This window comes from Klebsiella sp. 141203 (assembly GCF_032601985.1).
Taxonomy (GTDB): domain Bacteria; phylum Pseudomonadota; class Gammaproteobacteria; order Enterobacterales; family Enterobacteriaceae; genus Klebsiella; species Klebsiella aerogenes.
In genome coordinates this window covers 35,183-58,204 of sequence record NZ_JAQIRL010000002.1, presented here as the reverse complement: position 1 = coordinate 58,204, position 23,022 = coordinate 35,183, and the positions used below count along the sequence as shown (strand labels likewise).

The following is a 23,022-nucleotide window of genomic DNA, read 5'->3' as shown; positions in this document are numbered from 1 at the left end:
GATAGCGCTACGCTTATCCGGGCTACAGATTACGCCGTGGTAGCCCGGGTAAGGCGTAACCCGGGAATACTTACGGGCGCTTTTTCAACTGCGTCACCACCAATTGATGGCGGGCATTGAAGAACTTCCGGTAGGTCAGATAACCGGCAATAATCGTCGACAGGCTGGCGGTCGATAGCAACATAAACGTGACCATAATCTGATACTTAATCGCCTTCACCGGGTCAATCCCGGCGAAAATCAGTCCCGACATCATGCCCGGTAAACTCACCAGCCCGACCGTTTTCGCCGAATCTACCGTGGGAATCAACGAAGCGCGTATGCTGTCGCGAATCAGCCGCGCGGAGGCCATCTTCGGCGTCGCGCCGAGGCTTAGCTTCTCCTGAATCTGCTGCTGCTCACTGTTAAAACGCTGGCCCATATTGTTGTAGCACAGTCCTACCGCCACCATAGCGTTACCGGCCACCATGCCGGCAATCGGAATAACCTGCATCGGCACAAAGGCAATCGACCCCGAGAAGACCAGTACCGCCAACGTTAGTCCAGCGCCGGTGGTAATAGCGATAAACGATGAAACAAAAGCTTTATCGATATATTTACTGCGCTTCTTCGCATTCCACGCCGCGTTGAAGCAGATAAACAGCACCATCAATAGCGTCAACACCGCATGGTTGACGTTAAAGATATATTTCAGCACGTAGCCGACGATAATTAATTGCACTATCGCCCGGCAAATACTCCAGATGATATCTTTTTCCAGCGCTAGCTTTTCTCGATAGCTGACGACGATCGCTACCAGCACCAGCACCATCGAGAGCGCCAGTGATTCGTTAGTAATATTATGCCCGTTCATTTTTCACCTCCTGCATTTTCCCGCCGGCAGGCTGTAGCGTAATGACTTCATCAGCATGGGCAATTTCGTTCTGGTCGTGAGTGACCCACAGAATGGCCATCCCTTTTTCCGTCGCGTAGCGATGAATAATCTCGTTAACGTTGCGCTTATTACTTTCATCCAGCGCGCTGGTAATTTCATCAAGCAGCAAAACCTGCGGTAGAAACTGCAAATTACGAATGAGCGAGACCCGCTGCTTTTCACCGCCGGAAAGCTCATTAATGGATTTCTCCAACGTGTTATCCGCCAGCCCGAATCGTTCGAGGTCGGCAATCAGCGCTTTAGGATCCGGCTGTTTGTTGCGGATCTGCCATGGGAAGACCAGGTTGTCATAGACCGAATCGCCGAATAGCGCCGGGGTTTGCGCGCAGTAAGAGACCTGTTGGCGATAGTTTTCTGGCGTCAGCGTAGTGATATCTTTGTCATTGAAAAAAATCTCTCCGCTGGTCGGGCTCAGCAGCGAGGCGATAATTTTCAGCAGCGTACTTTTGCCGCATCCGGATGGCCCGGTAATCAACTTAAATTCCCCGGCCGCAATCCGGAGATCGATATTATTCAGGATGACCGCGTCGTCGGTTTTAAAACCAACACCCTCGAGACGTAAAATCGCGTTATTTTCCTTCATTATATGTCCAGTTTATTTCCTCAAACCCAGACAGTTTACTCCAGTTTTCTTTCACCGGAACAAGGAGAAAGTTATACTCTGTTTAAACATGCGCCATTTCGCTGCGGCGCCCATCAGGCAACAAGACAGGAGGTTTTTGATGCTGATTTTTATCCCCGTTCTTATTTTTGTCGCACTGGTCATTGTGGGGGCGGCAGTAAAAATCGTGCCGCAGGGATATCAATGGACCGTCGAACGCTTTGGCCGCTACACGCAGACGCTGCAGCCGGGCTTAAGTTTAGTGGTGCCGTTTATGGACCGCATCGGCCGTAAAGTGAACATGATGGAGCAGGTGCTGGATATCCCTTCACAGGAGGTCATCTCCCGCGATAACGCCAACGTCACCATTGACGCCGTGTGCTTCATTCAGGTTATCGATGCGCCAAAAGCCGCCTATGAAGTCAGCAATCTTGAGCTGGCAATCGTCAATCTGACGATGACCAATATTCGTACCGTGCTCGGCTCGATGGAACTGGATGAAATGCTCTCCCAGCGCGATAGTATTAACACCCGCCTGCTGCATATCGTCGACGACGCCACCAATCCGTGGGGGGTAAAAATCACCCGCGTCGAAATCCGCGACGTTCGTCCGCCTGCGGAACTTATCTCCTCAATGAACGCCCAGATGAAAGCCGAGCGAACCAAACGCGCCTACATCCTGGAAGCTGAAGGGGTGCGCCAGGCGGAAATTCTCAAAGCCGAAGGCGAAAAGCAGTCGCAAATCCTCAAAGCCGAAGGTGAACGTCAGTCAGCCTTCCTGCAGGCGGAAGCCCGCGAACGTTCCGCCGAAGCGGAAGCCCGCGCCACCCAGATGGTGTCATCGGCGATTGCCTCAGGGGACATTCAGGCAATTAACTACTTCGTGGCGCAGAAATATACCGACGCGCTGCAGCAGATTGGCGCCGCCAACAACAGCAAAGTGGTACTGATGCCGCTGGATGCCAGCAGCCTGATGGGCTCGATAGCCGGGATCGGCGAACTGTTGAAAGAGAGCAGCGCCGAACGGAAAAAGTCATGATCGCCCTGATCCTCGCCCATCCGCATATTTTCTGGCTGACTCTCGGCGGGCTATTGCTGGCGGCAGAGATGCTCGGAAGCAATGGCTACCTGCTGTGGAGCGGCGTAGCTGGCGTCGTCACCGGCCTGCTGACCTGGGCTATTCCGTTCAGTTGGGAATGGCAAGGGACGCTGTTTGCCGTTCTTACCCTGCTGGCGGCCTGGCTGTGGTCAAAATGGCTGCGTAAACGTATGAGGCAGCAGCGCCCCGCCGACGCGCAGCTTAACCAGCGCGGCCAGCAGCTGGTTGGCCGTCGTTTCACTCTCGACAACGCGCTGGAAAACGGTCGTGGCCACGTCCGCGTCGGCGATAGCTCCTGGCCGGTGCTTGCCGATGAGGACCTCGCGGCGGGCAGCAAGGTTGAAGTGGTCGCCATCGAAGGAATTACCTTGCGGGTAAGAGCCGCCGTCCGTTAAGCCTGCGCTTTGCGGTGACAGCAGCCGGAGAGGTTATCCATTATTGGGCAATCCGCGCTGTCATCGCCTGGGCAGGCGTCCGCCAGCGCCAGCAGATGCGCGCGCATGTTTTGCAACTCGCGAATATGGTTCTCAATATCCGCGACTTTCTCCAGCGTTCTTTTTTTCACATCGGCGCTGTGCCGCGACGGATCGTTGAATAACGCCACCAGCTCGCGGCACTCCTCCAGATTAAATCCCACCTGCCGCGCCTGGCGCAGCAGCGTCAGTTCATCCAGATGCTTCTGACTATAGGTACGGTAGCCGTTATCGCTACGCAGCGGCGCCGTCACCAGCCCTTTCTCTTCGTAAAAACGAATCGCTTTGCTGGTTAAGCCGGTTTTTTTCGCCACATCGCTAATATTCATTTTTCCCCCTTGACCTTCCCCTTGCTGGAAGGTTTAACCTTCTTAATACTCGATGAAAGAGTGTGTTCGGTCAATCATTAACCGGAAATTATTCAGGAGTTATTTATGTCTAACACTATCGACCTGACGCTTGATGGCCTCTCCTGCGGCCACTGCGTTAAACGCGTGAAAGAGAGCCTCGAACAACGTCCCGACGTTGAACAGGCTGATGTCACTGTTACCGAAGCCCACGTCACGGGCAGCGCCAGCGCTGAAGCCCTGATTGAGACCATCAAACAAGCCGGATACGGCGCGGAGCTCAGCCACCCAAAGGCTAAACCGCTGGCAGAATCATCAATCCCGTCGGAAGCACTGACAGCGGCCACTCCCGAGCTTCCGGCAGCCCATGACGAGGATGACAGTCAACAGCTGCTGATCAACGGCATGAGCTGCGCCAGTTGCGTTTCCCGGGTACAAAACGCGCTTGCCGCGGTGCCGGGAGTCTCACAGGCGCGGGTAAACCTGGCGGAACGCACGGCGCTGGTGATGGGCAGTGCGTCCGCCGCAGAATTAGTGCAGGCGGTGGAAAAAGCCGGCTACGGCGCGGAGGCTATCGAAGACGATCTCGAACGCCGCGAACGACAGCAGGAAACCGCCATCGCCACCATGAAACGTTTTCGCTGGCAGGCGATTGTCGCCCTGCTGGTCGGCGTACCGGTTATGGTCTGGGGCATGATCGGCGATAACATGATGGTCAGCGACGACAATCGATCGCTGTGGCTGGTCATCGGCCTTATCACCCTCGCGGTGATGGTCTTCGCAGGCGGTCACTTCTACCGCAGCGCCTGGAAAAGCCTGAAAAACGGCACCGCCACCATGGATACGCTGGTCGCCCTGGGGACTGGTGTCGCCTGGCTATATTCAATGAGCGTCAACCTGTGGCCGCAGTGGTTTCCGATGGAAGCGCGCCACCTGTATTACGAAGCCAGCGCAATGATCATTGGTCTTATCAACCTCGGCCATATGCTGGAAGCCCGCGCGCGCCAGCGCTCCTCGAAAGCGCTGGAAAAACTGCTCGACCTGACGCCGCCTTCGGCACGCGTCGTGACGCCTGAAGGCGAGAAAGATCTGCCGCTCGCGGAAGTTGAGGCGGGTATGACGCTGCGCCTGACCACTGGCGATCGCGTTCCGGTTGACGGCGTGATAAGCCAGGGCGAAGCCTGGTTTGATGAAGCCATGCTCACCGGCGAACCGGTACCGCAGCAAAAAGGCGATGGCGACGCCATTCATGCCGGTACCGTGGTGCAGGACGGCAGCGTGCTGTTTACCGCCAGCGCCGTCGGCAGCCAGACCACGCTGGCGCGGATTATTCGCATGGTGCGCCAGGCGCAAAGTAGCAAACCGGAAATCGGCCAACTGGCGGATAAAATCTCGGCGGTATTTGTTCCGGCAGTGGTAGCCATTGCGCTGATTAGCGCCGCTATCTGGTACTTCTTCGGCCCGGCGCCGCAAATCGTCTATACCCTGGTCATTGCCACCACGGTACTGATTATCGCCTGTCCATGCGCGTTAGGCCTGGCAACACCGATGTCGATTATTTCCGGCGTCGGCCGGGCGGCAGAATATGGCGTTCTGGTGCGTGACGCCGATGCTCTGCAGCGCGCCAGCGAACTCGATACGCTGGTGTTTGATAAAACCGGCACCCTGACCGAAGGCAAGCCGCAGGTGGTGGCCGTGAAAACCTTTGCAGGGGTTGATGAAACAACCGCGGTGCGTCTTGCCGCCGCGCTCGAGCAGGGTTCAAGCCATCCGCTGGCGCGGGCGATCCTTGATAAAGCCGCCGACAGCACTTTACCGGAGGTAAGCGGCTTCCGTACCCTGCGCGGGCTCGGCGTCAGCGGTGAAGCGGAAGGCCATCGACTGCTGCTCGGCAACCAGGCGCTGCTTAACGAGCAGCATATCGCCACCGCGGAACTGGAAAGCGAGATGACGACACAGGCCTCGCGCGGCGCCACGCCGGTACTGCTGGCGATCGATGGTCAGGCCGCGGCGCTGTTCGCCATCCGCGACCCGCTACGTGAAGATAGCGTCGACGCGCTGGCGCGCCTGCATCGGCAGGGCTACCGGTTGGTCATGCTGACCGGGGATAACCCGACCACCGCCAATGCTATCGCCAAAGAAGCGGGCATTGATGAAGTGATCGCCGGCGTGCTGCCGGACGGTAAAGCCGACGCCATTAAACGCCTGCAGAGTCAGGGACACAAAGTGGCGATGGTCGGCGACGGTATTAATGACGCCCCGGCGCTGGCGCAGGCGGATGTCGGTATCGCCATGGGCGGCGGCAGCGATGTCGCCATTGAGACCGCGGCGATCACCCTGATGCGCCATAGCCTTCACGGCGTGGCCGATGCTTTAGCGATTTCGAAAGCGACGTTACGCAACATGAAACAGAACCTGCTGGGCGCATTTGTTTACAACTCACTGGGCATCCCGATTGCCGCCGGGATCCTCTGGCCGCTGACCGGTACCCTGCTGAACCCGGTAGTCGCCGGCGCGGCAATGGCGCTGTCGTCAATCACCGTGGTGAGTAACGCTAACCGCCTGCTGCGCTTTAAACCGAAAGAATAGGCACAGCCACAGGAAAACGGGCGCTGAGGTTACTCAGCGCCCGTTTATTTATTGGCGGCAATAAAAACCCGCGGGAAAGATGACGGCCACCACCAGATGCGCTAGCATGAATGCCTCACACTTCGGAGCGCGTATGGGCCTGTTAAACCGAATAAAAATGCTGTGGCGAGCCGCCGTCGGCTCGTCTTATTCCTGGCCTGCAATGGATATCGTCCTGCCCGGCGACCGTTATTTACACCTCGTCGGCAGCATCCATATGGGCACCCGCGACATGGCGCCGCCGCCGGCTAAGCTACTGAAAAAGATACGTCAGGCCGACGCCTTAATCGTCGAAGCAGATATCACCGGTAATGAAACGCCTTTCAGTAATCTCCCCTCTTATCCCCCGCTGGCTGAACGTCTGAGCGAAACACAATTAGCAGAATTACGCTCACGCGCCGGCGAACTGGGTTTGTCGGTCGATCTTTTCGATAGCCAGCCGCTATGGCAGGTGGCGATGGTGCTACAAGCCACTCAGGCGCAAAAGCTGGGGTTACGACCCGATTACGGCATTGATTATCAGTTGCTGATGGCTGCCCGCGAGAGCAACATAAGGGTAATGGAGCTGGAAGGCGCCGATAGCCAAATCGCGCTCCTGCGCAATCTGCCAGACGGCGGTAAGGCGCTGCTGGAAGATACGCTGACCCACTGGCGCACCAACGCCCGTTTACTGCAGGTCATGATTGGCTGGTGGCTGGAGCAACCGCCGTCGCGCGGCGCGGAAACGCTGCCGACGACCTTCAGCCAGTCTTTATATGATGTACTGATGCATCAGCGCAACATAGCCTGGCGCGACACGCTGCTTGCTCTGCCGCCGGGGCGCTATGTGGTCGCCGTCGGCGCGCTGCATCTGTATGGCGAAGGGAACCTGCCGGATATGTTGACGTAAAAAAATGGCCAATATTGCTATTGGCCCGTCAAAGAGGAATTTCATCATTATTATTATCCCGGGATATACATCCCGGATCGTCTGATTGTCGCTCAAAGTGACCATCACTGCCAATACTATTGCGCAAGATGGTACTATTTTTTATACAACCCTCACGCGTATGCTGGTCATACGTTAGGTCGGTTGGTAAGAAGGATTACTATGACTCCCGCCGTTAAATTACTCGAAAAAAACAAAATTACCTTTCAGATCCACAGCTACGAACACGATCCTCAAGAGACCAATTTTGGCGATGAAGTGGTTCGCAAGCTGGGGCTCAATGCGGATCAGGTTTACAAGACGCTATTAGTGGCCGTTAACGGCGATATGAAACATCTGGCGGTCGCCGTCACCCCGGTTGCCGGACAGTTGGATTTGAAGAAAGTGGCCAAAGCGCTGGGCGCCAAGAAGGTAGATATGGCCGACCCAATGGTCGCACAGCGGATCACCGGATATCTGGTCGGCGGCATCAGCCCACTTGGGCAGAAAAAGCGTCTGCCGACGGTGATTGATGCCCCGGCGCAGGAATTTGCCACCATCTATATTTCCGGCGGCAAACGCGGGCTGGATATTGAACTGGCGGCAAGCGATCTGGCGAAGCTTCTGGACGCGAAGTTCGCCGATATCGCCCGCCGCGATTAAGCACACCGTCCCGGATAGCGGCGCACGCGCCTTATCCGGGCCCCGCTAAGCGATGGCTTACTGCCAGCTGACCTCGCCCTTCGGCTCGTAGGCCGCCGCATCCAGCGGCGAGTTCTTCTCGATGTACTCTTTCAGCACCTCGGCATCGATAAAGCCGGTATTTACGTATCCCGGTTTATTATCGATGTGCGGGTAGCCGTCACCGCCGGTGGCGTTAAAGTTCAGCGTCGCCATACGGTAAGTTTTCGCCGGATCAACCGGTTCACCTTTGATTTTCAGATCGTTAAGCTTGCCGTCTTTGGCAACGAAACTGACGTTGGCGAACTGCGGATAAGCGCCGGAATCCGGCTTCATCTGCGCGACGGCGGTCAGGTACTCAGTCACCTCTTTACCGCTCATATCGACGTAAGTCAGCACGTTGCCGAACGGCTGCACTTTCATCACGTCTTTATAGGTAATATCACCCGCTTCGATAGAGTCGCGAATACCGCCGCCGCTCATCACCGCGAAATCAGCATTGCTGCGCGCCATCTGCGCCGCCAGCAGCAGACGCCCCATATTGGTTTGTACGAAGCGAACTTTGCTGCGATCGCCTTCAAGATGGCCGTTGACGCTGCCTATTTTCACCTGTAACTGCGCCTTGCCTTTATTTTGGAACGGCGTTAACAGCGACAGCATCTGCGGGTTTTCAGCAATTTGCGGCGTATACAATACGCGCTCGCTCTGACCGTTATCCCAGGTGACTTTCTTCTTCAGGTTGACCGGGATTAGCTGATAGTGCACCAGCTTCATCTCACCGTTGCGGAATTCAAAATCGGCGCGGCCGACATATTTACCCCACTCGTGAGCCTGCACGATCCAGATGCCATTCTGGCGATCCGGCGCGCACGGTGTTCCGGGGACATAATCGACCTGCTTTTTATTCTCCGACGCCATGCATACCGGATCCTGCGAGTGGCCGCCGACGATCATCGCCAGCGATCCCGCAGGTAGGCTCCGCGCCATTTCAACGTCGCCCGGCGCGTTAGAGCCGTGATTGCCGTTGTCATAGTGGCCCATGTGGGTGGTCGCCAGAATCACGTCCGGCTTTTCATTTTGCTGTAATTCCTGGATAACCAGCTTGGCTTCTGCCGCCGGATTACGGAATTCGATATCGGTGAAATATTCCGGGTTGCCTATTTTCGCCGTATCATCGGTGGTTAAGCCAATCACCGCAATCTTCAGCCCGCCGCGCTTAAACAGCGCCCAGGGTTTAAACAGGCGTTCGCCGGTGCTTTTCTGATAGATATTGGCCGACAGGAACGGGAACTTCGACCACTTTTCCTGCTGGCGCAGCACGCTGAGCGGGTTATCAAACTCATGGTTGCCGACCGCCATGGCATCGTAACCTATCAGGTTCATGCCGCGAAAATCAGGTTCTGCATCCTGTAAATCGGATTCCGGCACCCCGGTATTGATATCGCCGCCGGACAGCAGCAGGACGCTACCGCCTTCGGCCGCCACCTCTTTGCGGATACCGTCCACCAGCGTCTTCTGCGCCGCAAGGCCATATTCGCCATAATCGTTGCGCCAGAAATGACCGTGGTGGTCGTTGGTGTGCAGGATGGTGATTTTATAGGTTTTGTCCTGCTCATAGGCCTGCGCTGACAGGCTTCCCAGCGATAAGGCGGCGAATAACGCCAGCGCCACGCCGCGTTTTAAATAATGCATGTTTCACTCCCTGACTTAATAACAAGTGCCGAAAGTATAGCGAGTCAGTCGCTTTGACAAATATGTTTTCAGAATTGCGACTTCCTTCAAACCTTGGGGACAGGTATGTTAGTCTGATAATAATTCTACCCGTCATACTTCAAGTTGCATGTGCGTTGGCTTTCCTCGCTCACCCCAGTCACTTACTAGAGTAAGCTCCTGGGGATTCTCTGTGTCGCCGCCTTCTTGCAACTCGAATTATTTAGGGTATCAACCTGCATTCTCTACAACAAATAGAACTCGCTGAAGTGAACCTATGACAACCAACCAATCCGCTCAGTCCTTACCCGGTACCGGCGCGCCGCCGCAAAAAGCGCGCACCTCATTTGGCATCCTGGGGGCAATCAGCCTCTCCCATCTGCTAAACGACATGATCCAGTCGCTCATCCTGGCGATTTATCCGCTGCTGCAGGCGGAATTCTCGTTAACTTTCGTGCAGATCGGCATGATCACCCTCACCTTCCAGCTGACGTCATCGCTTTTCCAGCCGGTGATTGGCTACATCACCGATAAACGCTCGATGCCGTGGTCATTACCGGTGGGGATGTGTTTCACCCTCTGCGGCTTAATTCTGTTAGCGCTGGCCGGCAGCTTCGGCATGGTGCTGCTGGCCGCTGCGCTTGTCGGCACCGGCTCTTCGGTCTTCCATCCGGAATCCTCACGCGTGGCGCGGATGGCTTCCGGCGGCCGTCACGGTCTGGCGCAATCACTATTCCAGGTTGGCGGCAACTTCGGCAGCTCGCTGGGGCCGCTGCTGGCGGCGGTGATCATCGCTCCCTACGGCAAAGGCAACGTCGCCTGGTTCGTGCTGGCCGCGCTGCTGGCGATCGTCGTGCTGTCGCAAATCAGCCGCTGGTACGCCGCGCAACACCGGATGAATAAAGGCAAACCGAAGCCGGTTATCGTTAATCCGCTGCCGCGTAACAAAGTCATCCTTGCCGTCTGCATCCTGTTAATGCTGATTTTCTCCAAATACTTCTACATGGCGAGTATCAGTAGCTATTACACCTTTTATCTTATGCATAAGTTCGGATTATCGGTGCAAAACGCCCAACTTCACTTGTTCGCCTTCCTGTTTGCAGTAGCCGCAGGTACGGTGATTGGCGGGCCTGTTGGCGATAAGATAGGTCGTAAATATGTAATTTGGGGCTCTATCCTCGGCGTGGCGCCATTTACCCTTATTTTACCGTACGCATCGCTGGAATGGACCGGGATCCTGACGGTGATAATTGGTTTTATCCTCGCATCAGCCTTTTCCGCTATCCTGGTCTATGCCCAGGAGCTGTTGCCGGGGAGAATCGGTATGGTTTCCGGCCTGTTCTTCGGATTCGCGTTTGGCATGGGCGGCCTTGGCGCCGCGGTGTTGGGGTTGTTAGCCGACCATACCAGCATCGATCTGGTCTATAAAATCTGTGCTTTCCTGCCGCTTCTTGGCATTCTGACGATATTCCTGCCTAATAACCATCAAAAAGCCTGAGTATCTGGCGGCCAAAGTGAAAGTTTGGCCGCCGCAATCCCTTATCCCATCAGCATTACGCCGCCATGACCTGCCGCCATTTTCCTGTCTGTGCTTTTTTCTGCCGTAATTCCAATTTTTCGCAAATTTCAATAATTATTCATAAACAAAACGAGCAAAAGTGTCATAAACTATTAATCGGTTTTTTGCTTTAAGTAGCGAAAATGGATCGGCTCACCACACGCAAGGAGACGGAATGCATCACGCAACACCGCTAATCACCACCATTGTCGGCGGCCTTGTGCTCGCCTTTATTCTCGGCATGATTGCCAATAAGCTACGTATTTCTCCACTGGTAGGATATTTATTAGCGGGCGTGCTGGCCGGTCCATTTACTCCTGGTTTTGTTGCGGATACCAAGCTTGCGCCTGAACTGGCCGAACTTGGCGTCATCTTGCTGATGTTTGGCGTCGGGCTGCACTTTTCGCTGAAAGATCTCATGGCGGTAAAGTCGATAGCCATTCCCGGAGCCATCGCCCAGATAGCCGTGGCGACGCTGCTCGGGATGGCGCTCTCTTCCCTGCTCGGCTGGTCGCTGATGACCGGCATCGTTTTTGGCCTGTGTCTTTCCACCGCCAGCACCGTGGTGTTGCTGCGCGCGCTGGAGGAACGGCAGCTTATTGATAGCCAGCGTGGGCAAATCGCCATCGGCTGGCTGATCGTTGAAGATTTAGTGATGGTACTGACGCTGGTGCTGCTGCCCGCTATCGCCGGAATGGTGGAAAAAGGCGATGTTGGGCTGGCATCGCTGGCGCTCGATATGGGTATTACCATCGGTAAAGTCGTCGCCTTTATTGCCATTATGATGCTGGTGGGCCGCCGTCTGGTGCCGTGGATCATGTCGCGCAGCGCGGCAACCGGCTCTCGCGAACTGTTTACCTTGTCGGTACTGGCGCTGGCGCTCGGCATCGCCTTCGGCGCCGTTGAGTTGTTCGACGTCTCCTTCGCACTGGGCGCATTCTTCGCCGGGATGGTGCTTAACGAATCCGAACTCAGCCACCGCGCCGCTCACGATACGCTGCCGCTGCGCGACGCCTTCGCGGTGCTGTTCTTTGTCTCCGTCGGGATGCTATTTGACCCGATGATCCTGGTCGAACAGCCGCTGGCGGTGCTGGCGACGCTGGCGATTATCATCTTTGGTAAATCCGCCGCCGCTTTCTTCCTGGTACGTATGTTCGGTCACTCGCCGCGTACCGCCCTGACCATCGCCGCCAGCCTGGCGCAAATCGGGGAATTCGCCTTTATTCTTGCGGGTCTCGGCATGGCGCTGGATCTGCTGCCGCAGGCCGGGCAGAACCTGGTGCTGGCCGGGGCGATAATTTCGATTATGCTCAACCCGGTGCTGTTTACCCTGCTGGAAAAATATCTCGATAAAACCGAAACGCTCGACGAACAGACGCTGGAAGAGGTGTTGGAAGACGAAAAACAGGTGCCGGTGGATATCTGCAACCATGCGCTGCTGGTCGGCTTTGGCCGCGTCGGCAGCCTGCTTGGCGAGAAACTGATGGCCCAGGGGATCCCGCTGGTAGTAATTGAAACCTCCCGCACCCGCGTGGATGAGCTGCGTGAGCGCGGCATCAGCGCCGTGTTGGGCAATGCCGCCAACGAAGAGATCATGAATCTGGCGCATCTCGACTGCGCCCGCTGGCTGCTGCTGACCATTCCTAACGGCTATGAAGCCGGTGAAATTGTCGCCTCAGCGCGGGAAAAATGCCCGAACATTGAGATTATCGCCCGCGCCCATTACGACGATGAGGTCGATTATATTACCGAACGCGGAGCCAATCAGGTGGTGATGGGGGAACGCGAAATCGCACGGGCGATGTTACGTCTGCTGGAAACGCCGCCGGCTGGCGAGATTGTTACCGGTTGATCCGACGCCCCGCTCGCGGGGCGTACTCTTATCCACGGGATTAACGGTCCCAGTAGGCCTCTTCCAGACTATCTTCCCGCTCCGGCAGGCCGCGCGTTAAACGCGGCGAATGCTGATTCAGCACCTGATAGCTGACGCGGTTGGCGTATTTGCACACCTGCGCCAGAGATGAATAAGTCAGCCATTTGCATTTATGTTTGCTGGAGTTCGGCACGTTATTACGATGGTAGTTATTGGCGGTGATATCATGCAACAACGCCGCCAGCGCGCCGTCGCCTGCGCCATTGGTGTTCATGATCTTCTCCGGGCCGCCCATATAAGGCGCGATGTGCGAATAGATACGCAGCGGATTAACACAGTCCTGATGGCGCATCGCGCGGCTGAATTCATACTGGTTGAACTCGGCAATCGCCCCCGGCAGAAGTGGATGCTGCGTTTTACGCTTCGCTTCCTCCTCGGTGAAGCTCGCCATATAGAGGCCCGCCGGTCCTGCGGTACACAGCACCAGGTCGACCCAGTCCAGCGCTTTATCCGCCGCGGTGAGCGGGTCGGCGATACCGGTCAGCGCTTCCGCTTCTTCTTCATTCATCGCCAGAATCGAAACGTGTTCCTTGAGAAACTGCTGCCACCATTGCGGGTTGTCGGCAATCACGTATTTCGTTCCCAGCGTCAGCACCACCGGCACATCATGCTTTTTGGCATACTCAATGGCTTTCATCGTCGCGTCCGGCATCGGCTCGCCCGGCTTACAGCGCACAAGGTAGGAGGTCAGCACCAGCGCGGAAGCGCCGGCAATCACCTCTTCCGGGATGCTTTCCGGACGCAGCTTGTTCATGTGGCCTGGACTGATGGCAAAGGTACGTTCGCCGCTATCGCTAATCAGCGTAAAACAGCGGCCAATGGCGCCATCGACGCCCTGCAGGTAGTTGAGATCGGTACGGCTGGAAGTATTGCACAGGTAGCGATAAGCGTAGCCGCCGATCTCAATGTTGCTGCACATCACGCCGAGCAGCACCGAGCGGTCGTCCGCCAGCACCGAATAATTGTGCATGGTATTGCCAATGGTGCCGCCGGCAAATTGATGGGTGATCAGGCCGTCGCGTACCAGTTCCTGATACAGCGCTTCGGCGACATCATCTTCAATCACCAGCGAATGACCGGCGCTCAGGCCGTAGCGTACGATAAACGCCTCATCCACTTTCGCTTCGATATCCACCAGCGTCTGGTCGATGCCAACCACCCAGGAGACGTTGGACTCATTTTCTGGCTGAATTTGTTGCAGCAGCGGATCGCGAGCGCTAACGGGGAAATAGTGTTTAGATTTGCGTTTACCGGGAAATTTCATAGTGGCGATTTAATGACAGGGAACAAGCGGGGAATAGTAGCATATTCCCCGCCACGCGCGCGATCAGCGATACGACGCGGTCAGGTTCACCATCATCTCAATATGCGCAGGATCGGCATTAAGCGCCGGAATATACTCATATTGCTTACCGCCGGCCTCAAGGAAAATTTCCCGGTTCTGCACCGCGATTTCTTCCAGCGTTTCCAGACAGTCGGCGGAGAAGCCCGGACAGATAACCTGAACGTGCTTTGTGCCCTTCTCGCCGAGCATTTTTAGCGTTTCGTCGGTGTACGGCGTCAACCAGGGTTCACGGCCAAAGCGCGACTGGAAGGTCATCATCACCCGCTCCGGCGGCAGCCCGAGCACTGAGACCAGCTCGCGGGTCGTTACCCGGCAGCGCTGCGGGTAATCATCGCCCTCATGGGCGTAGCGTTGCGGTATACCGTGATAGGAGAGCAGCAGCACATCCGGTTCGCCGTGAACGGCAAACGAAGCGCGCACGCTGGCCGCCAGCGCGTGGATATAGTCAGCGTCATCGGCATAGTCGCGGATAAACGAAACGCCCGGGATGGCGCGCTTTTTCGCGAGGATCCGCGCCAGTTCATCCCATACCGCCGCCACGGTAGAACACGAATATTGCGGATACAGCGGCAATACCACGATATGGTCAACGTCCTGAGCCAATAGCTCATCGACAGCGCTTGCCAGCGACGGCGAGCCATAGCTCATCCCCAGGGCCACCGGGACATCCGGTAATCTGGCCGCCAGCGCCTGCTGCTGCTGACGGCTATACACCATCAACGGCGAGCCTTCCGCCATCCATACGGACTGATAGAGCTTCGCCACGCGGGGAGCGCGAATCGGCAGTATGATGCCGCGCAGTAGCGGCCACCACAGCAGACGAGGCGTATCCACTACCCGTTTGTCGCTAAGAAATTGTCGCAGATAGCGCTTCACCGCATCGGGCGTGGGCGCATCGGGAGTGCCTAAATTGGCTAGCAAAATACCTGTTTTCGTCTGATGCATTACCGCCTCTTAACCATTTGAATCGCTGACAATTGTAGCGTAAATGGCGTTAAACGGAACCAATCATAGCAAAAGGTAGAAATGAGAGGTGTTCTCATCCTGCCGCAGCAGGATGAGAAAGGGCTTAATTAGCCGAGGATTTTTTCCAGATCGGCGCGCACGTCTGCCACCGCTTTGGTGCCGTCGACTTTCGCGTACTGGGTGTTACCCGCTTGCGCTTCTTTCTGATAGTAGCCGATCAGCGGCGCAGTCATCTGATGGTATTCCACCAGACGCTTACGTACGGTCTCTTCCTGATCGTCTTTACGGGTGGTCAGCTCTTCGCCGGTCACGTCGTCTTTACCTTCCACCTTCGGCGGGTTGAATTTAATGTGATAGACGCGGCCGGAAGCAGCGTGTACGCGGCGGCCCACGATACGATCGACGATCAGTTCGTCCGGTACCGCGAACTCCAGCACGTAGTCAACGGCGATGCCGGCTTCTTTCATGGCGTCAGCCTGCGGGATAGTGCGCGGGAAGCCGTCCAGCAGGAAACCGTTACGGCAATCTTCCTGGGCGATACGCTCTTTCACCAGCGCGATGACCAGCTCATCGGTAACCAGTTTGCCGGCGTCCATAATGTCTTTCGCTTGTTTACCGAGCTCGGAGCCGGATTTTACCGCGGCGCGCAGCATATCGCCGGTGGAGATTTGCGGAATACCGTATTTCTCCATGATGAACTGAGCCTGAGTTCCTTTACCCGCGCCCGGAGCGCCAAGCAGAATAATACGCATTACGAAAATCCCCTCAAATGTCGTTTCAATTTTTCAAAAAACGCTAAACCATACCACCAGAACGGCCATGGCTCAAGGAAGGCGGTGCGGCTGAAACGGTTAATGGTGAGATATTTTACGGTTGAGGAAGATTAAGGCCCTCACCCCGGCCCTCTCCCGCAGGGAGAGGGAGAAAAGCCCCTCTGCGGCGAGCAGTCCCCTCTCCCTTTAGGGAGAGGGTTAGGGTGAGGGTAAAGCTTAGGATGCCAACAGTTGGTTCATACGACGGATGAACTGGTTAGGGTCCTCCAGCGTGCCGCTTTCCGCCAGCAGCGCCTGATCCAGCAGCAGCTCAACCCACTCGCCAAACTGCGCGTCGTCCTGGGTATCGGCGGCGCGTTTTACCAGCGGATGCGCCGGGTTCAGCTCGAAGATGTACTTCACTTCCGGCGCCGCCTGACCGGCAGCGGCGAACAGCTTCGCCATCTGGGTGCTCATTTCGTCGGCATCGGTGGTGACAATCGCCGGAGTGTCGGTCAGACGATGCGTCAGACGCACCTCTTTCACGCGCTCGCCAAGCAGGCCTTTCACGCGCTCAACGAACGGCTCCAGCGCTTTTTCAGCTTCTTTGGCGGATTCGTCAACTTCGTCCGCCAGTTTCTCCAGCGACTCGTCGGCTTTGGCGACCGACTGGAACGCCTTGCCGTCGAACTCGGTCAGGTAGCTCATCATCCACTCGTCAATGCGATCGGACAGCAGCAGAACTTCGATACCTTTCTTACGCAGCAGCTCGAGATGCGGGCTGCTCTTCGCCGCCGCATAGCTGTCGGCGGTGATGTAGTAGATCTTCTCCTGTCCTTCTTTCATGCGCGAAACGTACTCTTCCAGCGACACGGTCTGCGCGGAAGAATCGGTATGCGTCGTGGCGAAGCGCAGCAGTTTAGCAATGGCTTGCTGGTTGGAGGCATCTTCCGCCGGGCCTTCTTTCAGCACCAGGCCAAACTGTTTCCAGAAGGTCTGATATTTTTCGGCGTCGTCTTTCGCCAGCTTTTCAAGCATTTGCAGCACGCGTTTGGTCAGCGCGGTACGCAGGTTGCGGGTAACGTTGCTATCCTGCAGGATTTCACGCGACACGTTCAGCGGCAGATCGTTGGAGTCTATCAGGCCGCGAACGAAACGCAGGTAGTTCGGCATAAACTGCTCGGCGTCGTCCATGATGAAGACGCGCTGTACGTACAGCTTCAGGCCGTGCTTATGATCGCGGTTCCACATATCCCACGGCGCCTGCGACGGAATATACAGCAGGCTGGTGTACTCCTGCTTACCTTCGACGCGGTTGTGGCTCCAGGTCAGCGGATCGCTGAAATCATGGGCAATATGCTTATAAAACTCTTTGTATTCGTCGTCGCTGACTTCAGATTTGCTGCGGGTCCACAGCGCCTGCGCCTTGTTGATTTTTTCCCACGAAATAACGGTTTCGCCGTCCACTTCTTCGCGTTTTTCAATCTCAACCGGCAGCGCGATATGGTCAGAGTATTTGCTGATGATAGAACGCACGCGCCAGTCGTTAAGGAAGTCATCTTCGCCTTCACGCAGATGCAGCGTGATTTCGGTCCCACGATCGGCTTTGGTGATATCGGCGACGGTATATTCGCCTTCACCAGCCGATTCCCAGAACACGCCGTTTTCCGGTTTGTCGCCCGCGGCGCGGGTGCGCACGGTGACTTTGTCGGCAACGATGAAGGCCGAATAGAAGCCGACGCCGAACTGGCCAATCAACTGGCTGTCTTTCGCCTGATCGGAGCCCATTGATTCGAGGAACGCCTTGGTGCCGGATTTGGCGATGGTGCCGAGATGGTCAATAACCTCGTCGCGGTTCATCCCGATGCCGTTATCGGCGATGGTCAGCGTACGGTTGTCTTTATCAAACGATACGCGTACGCGCAGTTCGCCGTCGCCTTCATACAGATCCGGCTGGGAAAGCGCGCGGAAACGCAGCTTATCCGCCGCATCCGAGGCGTTGGAGATGAGCTCGCGCAGGAAGATTTCTTTGTTGGAATAAAGAGAATGGATCATCAGGTGCAGAAGCTGTTTCACTTCTGACTGGAAACCACGGGTTTCTTGTCCTTTCATGTAAGTCGACCTCAACAATGCCATTTATTATTAATGGAAATAACGTGTTGGGGAGGAGATGGGGATAGGTGCGAGATTTTTCAAGCGGAGGCGGCGAACGCAGCCTCCATTTGTTCAGAAAATAATCTTGTGACGCCCGGCCAGTGAGTGCGACAGCGTGGTGCCGTCGACCATTTCCAGCTCGCCGCCAACCGGTACGCCGTGGGCGATGCGGCTGGCGTCAACGCCATACTGCGCGCAGAGCTCAGCGATGTAGTTGGCCGTCGCCTCGCCTTCAACCGTTGGGTTGGTTGCGAGGATCAGCTCGCTGATTGACTCGGCTTCAAGACGTTGTTCAAGACGATCGAGCCCGATGTCATCCGGCCCGATGCCGTCAAGCGGCGACAGGTGGCCCATCAGCACGAAGTAGCGGCCGGAATACTGCCCGGTCTGCTCAATGGCGTAGATGTCCGCTGGACTCTCCACCACGCAGATCTGACCGTTTTCCTTGCGACGCGGATTGCTGCAAATATTGCACACCTCCTGCTCGGTGAAGGTGCGGCAATCGGCGCAGTGGCCGATTTCCGACATTGCGCGCGTCAGCGCCTGCGCCAGACGCATACCGCCGCTGCGATCGCGCTGCAGTAGCGTAAACGCCATGCGCTGCGCCGACTTGGGGCCAACGCCCGGCAGACAGCGAAGCGCTTCCATAAGCTGAGTTAACAGCGGGCTGGTTTGCATCAGAACGGCATCTTGAAGCCTGGCGGCAGCTGCATGCCGGCAGAAACGGAGGCCATTTTCTCTTTCTGGGTCTCTTCAATGCGGCGCGCAGCGTCGTTGAACGCGGCAGCCACCAGATCTTCCAGCATCTCTTTGTCGTCTTCCAGCAGGCTTGGGTCGATTTCCACACGACGGCAGTTATGCGCGCCGTTGATGGTCACTTTTACCAGACCCGCGCCGGACTCACCGGTCACTTCCAGCTGCGCGATCTCTTCCTGCATTTTCTGCATTTTGTCTTGCATCTGCTGGGCCTGTTTCATCAGGTTACCCAGGCCGCCTTTTCCACCAAACATAGGCTTCTCTCTCAGTAAGTCATCGTTAAGGGTACTGAACGCCAGTCAGACTGGCGATCAAATGGGGCGGATACTCTCTTCATCCAGATCGGCGTCGAAGAATCTTCGCAGGGTCTGAACGTTGTTATCCGCAATAATTGCCTCGCGCGCCTGCGCGAGCTTCTCTTCATAAATTGCCTGTCGCCACTCCAGCGGCGTGCGCATCGCCGAATTATCGTCTTCAACGATGGTCAATTCAACCGGCGCGCCGTACAACACGCCCAGCGCTTCGGCCAGTTTTTGCTGCGCGCCGGCGGAGTTGAGATGACGCTGACTCGGGCGCAGATGCAGGCAAATGCGGTTGCCGTCCTGCTCTTTCCACGCGTTCAGCGCGACCTGCTCAACCAGTTTCGGTACCGCCAATTGGCTCACTTCCGCCGCCCAGCTATCGCGCTCGACCGCTTCCACGGCCAGTTTCGCCGCCAGTTCCGGCGTTTTTTCATGCTCCAGCGCTTTTTTCAACGCTTTTGGCGTGGCGACTTCGACTTTGGTCTCTTCAATCGGAGCCGTCGATTTCCAGCGATAGGCTTCTTTTTTCGCCGGGGCCTGCTCAAGCGCGGCCGCAGCCGGACGAGCCTGTACGCGCTCGGTAATCGAACTCAGTCGTTCCAGCGCAGCGTTATTCACCGGCCGCGCGCGGGATGCGGCTGCCGGTTCACTCTTTTTTGGGGTGGTTGCTCCCGGGGTTCGCTGCAGCCGACTACGCGCCGCCAGCACCTGGCTGGTGCTTTGCGGTAGATTCTGCGGCGGCGCTGATGGCGACGATACGGGCGGTGCCGCTTGTTGTACCGGCGCAGAGGTTGGAACCTGAACGGGCTTCACTTCCGGCTCCGGCAGCGGCTGACGCGGATGGAAAGCCAGCGCGCGCAGCAGCGTCATTTCAACTCCCATACGCCGGTCCGGCGCATAAGGCAGCTCTTTGCGGCCAATCAGCAGCGTCTGATAGTAAAGCTGCACATCAGCCGGCGGTACGGTACGAGCCAGCTCGCGCATTCGTAGCTCGACGGCGGCCATATCCGCCCCCAGCGCCGATGGCGAGAGCTGGACCATCGCGATACGGTGCAGCAGGCTTTGCATTTCCACCAGCAGCGCTTCCCACTCAACGCCGCGCGCGGCGGCGTCGCTGACGCCGGCCATCACGCGCTCGCCGTCAGCGGCCACCAGCGCTTCTATCAAGGATAGCGCCTGATCGTCATCGAGGGTGCCGAGCATTTCGCTGACGGACTGCGCGCTTAAGCGGCCATCGCCGCTGGCGATGGCCTGATCGGTCAGGCTTAACGCATCGCGCAGGCTGCCATCCGCGGCGCGCGACAGCAGTTGCAGCGCGCGCGGCTCAAACGCGATCTGCTCTTCGCCAAGAATGTGTTCAAGCTGATGGCGGATCTGTTCGACATCCAGCGCCTTGAGGTGGAACTGCAGGCAGCGGGATAAAATCGTCACCGGCAGTTTTTGCGGATCGGTAGTCGCCAGCAGGAATTTGACGTGCGCGGGCGGCTCCTCCAGCGTTTTCAATAACGCGTTGAAGCTGTGACGCGACAGCATGTGCACTTCATCGATCAGGTAGACCTTGAAGCGACCGCGGGCCGGCGCGTACTGGACGTTGTCAAGCAGATCGCGGGTATCTTCCACTTTGGTGCGCGAGGCGGCATCGATCTCGATCAGATCGACAAAGCGGCCTTGTTCTATTTCGCGACAGTTATCGCAGACGCCGCACGGCGTCGCGGTAATACCGCTTTCGCAGTTTAACCCCTTCGCCAACAGCCGGGCGATGGAGGTTTTCCCTACTCCGCGGGTACCGGAAAAGAGATATGCGTGATGGATGCGCCCTAACGATAAGCCGTTCGCCAGTGCGGTCAGCACATGTTCCTGGCCGACGACGTCAGCAAAGGTTTGTGGGCGCCATTTACGGGCTAAGACCTGATAACTCATGGGCTGGCTCTGAAACGCTGGAAGGTGAATTCACAAGGGGGTAATGCTATCACAGCCCCGCCGGATCGGCGAGGCTATGTGTCGGGATTTGCTTAGTGGCCCGGGAAAGGCACCAGGCTAAAGCAATTGATGCCCAGTTTTTCCAGGCGCTGTTCGCCGCCCAGATCGAAAAGATTGATAATAAAAGCGGCATCGTGAACTTCGCCGCCCAGGCGACGAATCAGCTTCACGGTGGCGTCAATGGTGCCGCCGGTCGCCAGCAGGTCATCAACGACCAGCACTTTATCGCCTTTTTTGATGGCATCAACGTGGATTTCCAGCTGATCGGTGCCATATTCAAGCTCATAGCTTTCGGCGATGGTTTCGCGCGGCAACTTGCGCGGCTTACGAACCGGAACAAAGCCAACGCCCAGCGCCAACGCAACCGGGGCGCCGAACAGAAAACCACGCGCTTCGGTCCCCACCACTTTGGTGATGCCGGCGTCTTTATAACGCTCGGTTAGCAGTTCAATGCTAAGCGCATAGGCTTTAGGGTCTTCCAGCAAGCTGGTGACATCGCGGAAAAGGATGCCCGGTTTCGGATAATCCTGGACGCTTTGGATGCTGTTTTTCAGATATTCAAGCTGCTGTGCAGTTGCGGTCATAAGTGTATGCCTGATTGAAACGGTGTTACCCACGGGCGTGCAAAATGGGCCAAAGAAACATTTGTTTAACCTTTGACCAGGCTTACCCGCGCTCGAAAACGCCAGAATTTACTGGCTGTCGCCAACAATTGCAACAGGCATTATTGCGCATCAGTGCTTTTGTTGCTTTGCGTCAACCACCGGAATGCGCCACATAAATATCAGCAGGCAGGCGAGGATTGCCAGCAACAGGATGCGCACCCACATAAGCTTAACCAGCCACAGAGAAATGGCAAAGGTCAGTAAAATCATGATAATGGCTCGCGGCTTGGCCCCCGGCGGCATCGCCCGGTATTGCTGCCAGTGGCGAAGATAGCCGCCAAACCACGAGCGATACAAAAGCCAGTGGTGAAAGCGCGGCGACGAGCGGGCAAAACACCACGCGGCGAGCAGGATAAATGGCGTTGTCGGTAACAGCGGTAAGAAGACGCCCAGCGTCCCCAGCACTACCGCCAGCCAGCCAATGATGATTAAAATAATACGTGGCATAATGCGAATCGTTATCAAGCAGATGTCGCTACTGTAGCACAGTTGCTGAGTAGGGAATGGAGGAGTTATTTGAAAACAACCCGGCTTTTACAAACGCTGGAAAGTCAGCTGGCCGAGCTGGCGCTTCAGGTGGCGCCGTTCGCCAATCACGCCACGCTGAGCCCGCGTTTCGACCGCCAGCTGTTCCGTACCCGCGACACGCAGATGCAGGCTTACCTTGACGAAGCGCGGCATAATTTTACCGAGCTCCAGCATGCCGTCGAGCATCAGCATCTGCCCCAGGTCGCCTGGCTTGCCGAACGGCTGGTAGCGCAGATTGCCGCCATTAGCCGCGAGACGGCGACCTGGTCGTTACGCCACTGGGATAGCGCCTCGCCGACGCTAAACCGCTGGCAACGCCGCCGCCTGCAGCACCAGGAGTATGAGCGCCGCCTGTTGGCGATGCGCAACGATCGTCAACGTCAGCTGGCGTCGGCAACAACCCTTGCTGAACAGCAACGGCTAACGAAAGAGGTCGAGGCCTATGCCGGGCGCCTGGCCCGCTGTCGCGATGCGCTGGAAAAAATTGAAAACGTACTGGCGCGTTTAACGCGCTAACAGGAGAGGATTATGTCGCTGGAAAATGCACCGGACGAGGTCAAACTGGCCGTCGATTTAATCATGTTGCTGGAGGAAAACCGGGTCAGCGCAAAAACGGTGCTGGGAGCGTTGGATATTATTAAGCGCGACTATGAAAACAAACTGAAAAATGCCCAACCTGACGCGCCTGTGTCAGAAGAATAAA

The 23,022-nt window shown here is 56.7% G+C and carries 22 protein-coding genes and 1 other annotated feature; of the genes, 9 read left to right on the top strand and 13 right to left on the bottom strand.

Annotated features, from left to right (window positions below; genetic code table 11):
• Window positions 1–70: 70 nt before the first annotated feature.
• Together fetB and fetA are read right to left on the bottom strand one after the other, a co-directional pair.
• On the bottom strand, window positions 71–853 hold the full coding sequence (gene fetB / locus PGR29_RS07940; RefSeq protein WP_015367890.1) for an iron efflux ABC transporter permease subunit FetB: 783 nt from the start codon (window positions 851–853) through the stop codon (window positions 71–73).
• Window positions 840–1,517 (bottom strand): iron efflux ABC transporter ATP-binding subunit FetA, encoded by a 678-nt coding sequence (fetA, locus tag PGR29_RS07935; protein WP_087860346.1) that lies wholly within the window; start codon window positions 1,515–1,517, stop codon window positions 840–842. The genes fetB and fetA overlap by 14 nt, the downstream gene beginning before the upstream one ends.
• A gap of 139 nt (window positions 1,518–1,656) precedes the next feature.
• Between fetA and PGR29_RS07930 the strand changes: the two genes are divergently transcribed.
• Both PGR29_RS07930 and PGR29_RS07925 read left to right on the top strand, forming a co-directional pair.
• A complete protein-coding gene (locus PGR29_RS07930) occupies window positions 1,657–2,574 on the top strand; it encodes an SPFH domain-containing protein (protein ID WP_020079443.1) in 918 nt (305 codons plus the stop codon).
• Window positions 2,571–3,029 carry an NfeD family protein gene (locus PGR29_RS07925; RefSeq protein ID WP_316424362.1) on the top strand — a complete coding sequence of 153 codons (459 nt, stop codon included), beginning with the start codon at window positions 2,571–2,573 and terminating at the stop codon, window positions 3,027–3,029. Before PGR29_RS07930 ends, PGR29_RS07925 begins: the two co-directional genes overlap by 4 nt.
• Here the strand turns inward: PGR29_RS07925 and cueR are convergent.
• Complete coding sequence (cueR, locus tag PGR29_RS07920) at window positions 3,026–3,436, bottom strand: Cu(I)-responsive transcriptional regulator (protein ID WP_087860348.1); 411 nt, start codon at window positions 3,434–3,436, stop codon at window positions 3,026–3,028. The genes PGR29_RS07925 and cueR overlap by 4 nt on opposite strands.
• A 105-nt stretch (window positions 3,437–3,541) precedes the next feature.
• Between cueR and copA the strand changes: the two genes are divergently transcribed.
• The 3 genes from copA (at window position 3,542) to ybaK (ending at window position 7,652) form a co-directional block, all read left to right on the top strand.
• A complete protein-coding gene (copA, locus tag PGR29_RS07915) occupies window positions 3,542–6,043 on the top strand; it encodes a copper-exporting P-type ATPase CopA (protein WP_316424361.1) in 2,502 nt (833 codons plus the stop codon).
• 133 nt (window positions 6,044–6,176) lie between these two features.
• A complete protein-coding gene (locus tag PGR29_RS07910; RefSeq protein ID WP_087860350.1) occupies window positions 6,177–6,971 on the top strand; it encodes a TraB/GumN family protein in 795 nt (264 codons plus the stop codon).
• 201 nt (window positions 6,972–7,172) lie between these two features.
• Window positions 7,173–7,652 (top strand): Cys-tRNA(Pro)/Cys-tRNA(Cys) deacylase YbaK, encoded by a 480-nt coding sequence (gene ybaK / locus PGR29_RS07905; RefSeq protein ID WP_015367897.1) that lies wholly within the window; start codon window positions 7,173–7,175, stop codon window positions 7,650–7,652.
• A gap of 57 nt (window positions 7,653–7,709) precedes the next feature.
• Here ybaK and ushA read toward each other — a convergent pair whose 3' ends face one another.
• The gene (ushA, locus tag PGR29_RS07900) at window positions 7,710–9,362 is read right to left on the bottom strand and encodes a bifunctional UDP-sugar hydrolase/5'-nucleotidase UshA (protein WP_213794240.1); all 1,653 of its coding nucleotides are present in this window, start codon (window positions 9,360–9,362) and stop codon (window positions 7,710–7,712) included.
• 295 nt (window positions 9,363–9,657) lie between these two features.
• Between ushA and PGR29_RS07895 the strand changes: the two genes are divergently transcribed.
• Window positions 9,658–10,878 (top strand): MFS transporter, encoded by a 1,221-nt coding sequence (locus PGR29_RS07895; RefSeq protein ID WP_045393513.1) that lies wholly within the window; start codon window positions 9,658–9,660, stop codon window positions 10,876–10,878.
• Window positions 10,879–11,113: 235 nt separating this feature from the next.
• Window positions 11,114–12,790: a YbaL family putative K(+) efflux transporter gene (ybaL, locus tag PGR29_RS07890; RefSeq protein ID WP_015367901.1), complete on the top strand. Its 1,677-nt coding sequence runs from the start codon at window positions 11,114–11,116 to the stop codon at window positions 12,788–12,790.
• A gap of 40 nt (window positions 12,791–12,830) precedes the next feature.
• Here ybaL and PGR29_RS07885 read toward each other — a convergent pair whose 3' ends face one another.
• From PGR29_RS07885 to PGR29_RS07845, 9 genes are all read right to left on the bottom strand, one after another.
• Window positions 12,831–14,135, bottom strand: coding sequence for an inosine/guanosine kinase (locus PGR29_RS07885; RefSeq protein ID WP_015367902.1), 1,305 nt, complete (start codon window positions 14,133–14,135; stop codon window positions 12,831–12,833).
• Between the two features lie 63 nt (window positions 14,136–14,198).
• A complete protein-coding gene (gene hemH, locus PGR29_RS07880; RefSeq protein ID WP_087860353.1) occupies window positions 14,199–15,161 on the bottom strand; it encodes a ferrochelatase in 963 nt (320 codons plus the stop codon).
• Window positions 15,162–15,289: 128 nt separating this feature from the next.
• Complete coding sequence (gene adk / locus PGR29_RS07875; RefSeq protein ID WP_015367904.1) at window positions 15,290–15,934, bottom strand: adenylate kinase; 645 nt, start codon at window positions 15,932–15,934, stop codon at window positions 15,290–15,292.
• A 237-nt stretch (window positions 15,935–16,171) separates the two neighbouring features.
• A complete protein-coding gene (gene htpG, locus PGR29_RS07870; RefSeq protein WP_316424360.1) occupies window positions 16,172–18,046 on the bottom strand; it encodes a molecular chaperone HtpG in 1,875 nt (624 codons plus the stop codon).
• A 114-nt stretch (window positions 18,047–18,160) separates the two neighbouring features.
• Entirely contained in the window at window positions 18,161–18,766 is a 606-nt protein-coding gene (gene recR / locus PGR29_RS07865) for a recombination mediator RecR (RefSeq protein ID WP_113373763.1), read from the bottom strand.
• A complete protein-coding gene (locus PGR29_RS07860) occupies window positions 18,766–19,098 on the bottom strand; it encodes a YbaB/EbfC family nucleoid-associated protein (protein WP_008805448.1) in 333 nt (110 codons plus the stop codon). The genes recR and PGR29_RS07860 overlap by 1 nt, the downstream gene beginning before the upstream one ends.
• Before the next feature lie 57 nt (window positions 19,099–19,155).
• Entirely contained in the window at window positions 19,156–21,066 is a 1,911-nt protein-coding gene (gene dnaX, locus PGR29_RS07855) for a DNA polymerase III subunit gamma/tau (protein ID WP_213317120.1), read from the bottom strand.
• Window positions 19,759–19,823 (bottom strand) — a sequence feature (DnaX frameshifting element). (Overlaps the previous gene by 65 nt.)
• Window positions 21,067–21,158: 92 nt before the next feature.
• Window positions 21,159–21,710, bottom strand: coding sequence for an adenine phosphoribosyltransferase (gene apt, locus PGR29_RS07850; RefSeq protein ID WP_047076200.1), 552 nt, complete (start codon window positions 21,708–21,710; stop codon window positions 21,159–21,161).
• A 150-nt stretch (window positions 21,711–21,860) separates the two neighbouring features.
• Entirely contained in the window at window positions 21,861–22,238 is a 378-nt protein-coding gene (locus PGR29_RS07845; protein WP_015704615.1) for a DUF454 family protein, read from the bottom strand.
• 69 nt (window positions 22,239–22,307) lie between these two features.
• On the opposite strand from PGR29_RS07845, the gene priC reads away from it, so the two are divergent.
• Entirely contained in the window at window positions 22,308–22,835 is a 528-nt protein-coding gene (priC, locus tag PGR29_RS07840) for a primosomal replication protein N'' (RefSeq protein WP_316424359.1), read from the top strand.
• 12 nt (window positions 22,836–22,847) lie between these two features.
• Window positions 22,848–23,021 (top strand): pleiotropic regulatory protein RsmS, encoded by a 174-nt coding sequence (gene rsmS, locus PGR29_RS07835; protein ID WP_316424358.1) that lies wholly within the window; start codon window positions 22,848–22,850, stop codon window positions 23,019–23,021.
• Window position 23,022: the final 1 nt, after the last annotated feature.